The organism is Nocardiopsis lucentensis DSM 44048 (assembly GCF_000341125.1).
Lineage (GTDB): Bacteria > Actinomycetota > Actinomycetes > Streptosporangiales > Streptosporangiaceae > Nocardiopsis > Nocardiopsis lucentensis.
Map to the genome: position 1 here is coordinate 1 of NZ_ANBC01000538.1, position 2061 is coordinate 2061.

At 70.6% G+C, this 2061-nt stretch carries 2 protein-coding genes; both read right to left on the reverse strand.

The features are described 5' to 3' along the window. Positions 1-188 precede the first annotated feature (188 nt). Positions 189-1160, reverse strand: coding sequence for a carbohydrate kinase family protein (locus D471_RS0118790; RefSeq protein ID WP_017600040.1), 972 nt, complete (start codon positions 1158-1160; stop codon positions 189-191). A 221-nt stretch (positions 1161-1381) separates the two neighbouring features. Beyond that, positions 1382-1729 carry a HesB/IscA family protein gene (locus tag D471_RS0118795; RefSeq protein WP_017600041.1) on the reverse strand — a complete coding sequence of 116 codons (348 nt, stop codon included), beginning with the start codon at positions 1727-1729 and terminating at the stop codon, positions 1382-1384. Between the last annotated feature and the right edge of the window lie 332 nt (positions 1730-2061).

A 2061-nucleotide genomic window follows, 5' to 3' on the forward strand; every position in this document is an offset into this window, starting at 1 on the left:
GGAAAAGCCCGGCACGCGTTTCAGCGCACCGGGTGGCACGGGGCTCCCCGTGCTGGTCGGCGGAGGCCGACCGTCGGGCAGCGGCCCGGTCCAGGACCGGGTCGTGCGGGTCGCGACTTACTACTCTACGGGTTCGCGGACACCGCCCCGACCAGGACGGCGCGTCCAGGCCGGGGCGGCACGGCGGATCACACGAACGGAGCGACCTCGGCGGCGACCTCGGAACCGTAGGAGCGCTCCAGGCGCTCGGTCAGGGAGGCGCCGGTCAGGGAGTACTCCTGGGGTCCGTCCGCCTCCAGGCAGTGCGCGGCCGTGGCGTTGCCGACCTGCGCGGCGCGCTCCAGGGGCAGGCCCCACGAGTGGGCGGCGAGGAAGCCGGCCCGGAAGGCGTCGCCCATGCCCGTGGGGTCGACGAGTTCGCCGACGGCGGCGGACGGGACGTGCACGCTCGGCTCGCCCTCGCGGTCGATCCGCGCGCCCTTGGCTCCCAGGGTCGTGACGCGGGTGCCGACCAGTTCGAGGATCTCCTCGTCCGACCATCCGGTCTTCTGTTCGGCGAGCGCCTTCTCGTACTCGTTGCTGAACAGGAAGGCCGCCCCCTCGATCAGGGAGCGGACCTGCTCGCCGTCCATACGGGCGAGCTGCTGCGAGGGGTCGGCGGCGAACGGGATGGAGCGCGACCGGCACTCCTCGCTGTGGCGGACCATGGCGGCCGGGTCGTCGGCACCGATGAGGACGAGGTCGAGGCCGCCGACACGGTCCGCGATGGGCTGGAGTTCGATGTTGCGGGCCTCGGCCATGGCGCCCGCGTAGAAGGAGGCGATCTGGTTCTGGTCGAGGTCGGTGGTGCAGATGAAGCGAGCGGTGTGCCGCAGTTCGGAGATATGGACCGCGGAGGTGTCGACGCCGTGGCGGTCCAGCCAGGAGCGGTACTCCTCGAAGTCGGTGCCCGCCGCGCCCACGAGCACGGGGGTGAGGCCGAAGCCACCCATACCGAAACAGATGTTGGCGGCGACCCCGCCGCGCCGTACGTCCAGCTCGTCGATGAGGAAGGAGAGGGACAACTGCTGGATCTGGTCAGGGATGATCTGCTCCGAGAACCGGCCCTGGAAAGTCATCAGGTGGTCGGTGGCGATGGATCCGGCAACCGCGATACGCACGGGACGAGGGCTCCTTGCTGGGAGGCGTCAGTCGGTGTCGACTCGATGGGCGCGGTCGCGCCCGTTCGGACCGCCCCAGGGTATACAGCGACTCACCGTTCTCGGGAGGAGACCGGCCGGAACCGGGCATGGCGGAGGGGAGGGCGGTCGTGGCCGCCCTCCCCTCGGGCACCGTGCCCCGGTCGGCCCGGGGTCAGGGGGATCGCCGTGTGGCGTGGCGCCTAGTTGAAGGAGTCACCGCAGGCGCAGGAACCGGTCGCGTTGGGGTTGTCGATGGTGAACCCCTGCTTCTCGATGGTGTCGACGAAGTCGATCGTGGCACCCACGAGGTAGGGGGAGCTCATCCGGTCGGTGACGACCTCGACCCCGCCGAAGTCGGTGACCACGTCCCCGTCGAGGTCACGCTCGTCGAAGTAGAGCTGGTAGCGCAGCCCCGAGCAGCCGCCGGGCTGGACGGCGACGCGGAGACGCAGGTCGTCGCGGCCCTCCTGCTCCAGGAGCGCCCGAACCTTGGCGGACGCCTCGTCGGTGAGGATGATCCCCTCGGTGACCTCGCTCTGAACCGTCATGTTGTAAAGCTCCTCTGGAAAGGGGTCGCGGCTGCCTGGCCACCCCGGGTGGCGTACGGGACGGACCCGCCTCGACGGGTCCGATCCTCCTCAACGGGTGTCAACGTCCGGGGTCGATACCGCATTCCGCCGCGCGGCGGCTGTGTTCTCCCTGCCGCCGTGGCCCCTGATCGTGGAGTGGCCACGGCTACGCACGATATCTGTGTGCGGTTCCAGGGTAATCCTCCCACCCGTCGCCCGCCACCGCCCAGGGCGCCGCTTCGCGGAAGGGCTGGGGCACCCTCAACCGACGCCTGACGGCGCAGCACCCCCCACTTCGTCGCCCGCCACCG

What these genes read in the sequence shown, in the direction of transcription:
- D471_RS0118795 (WP_017600041.1), bottom strand. Translation starts at nt 1,729, where the DNA reads ATGACGGTTCAGAGCGAGGTCACCGAGGGGATCATCCTCACCGACGAG.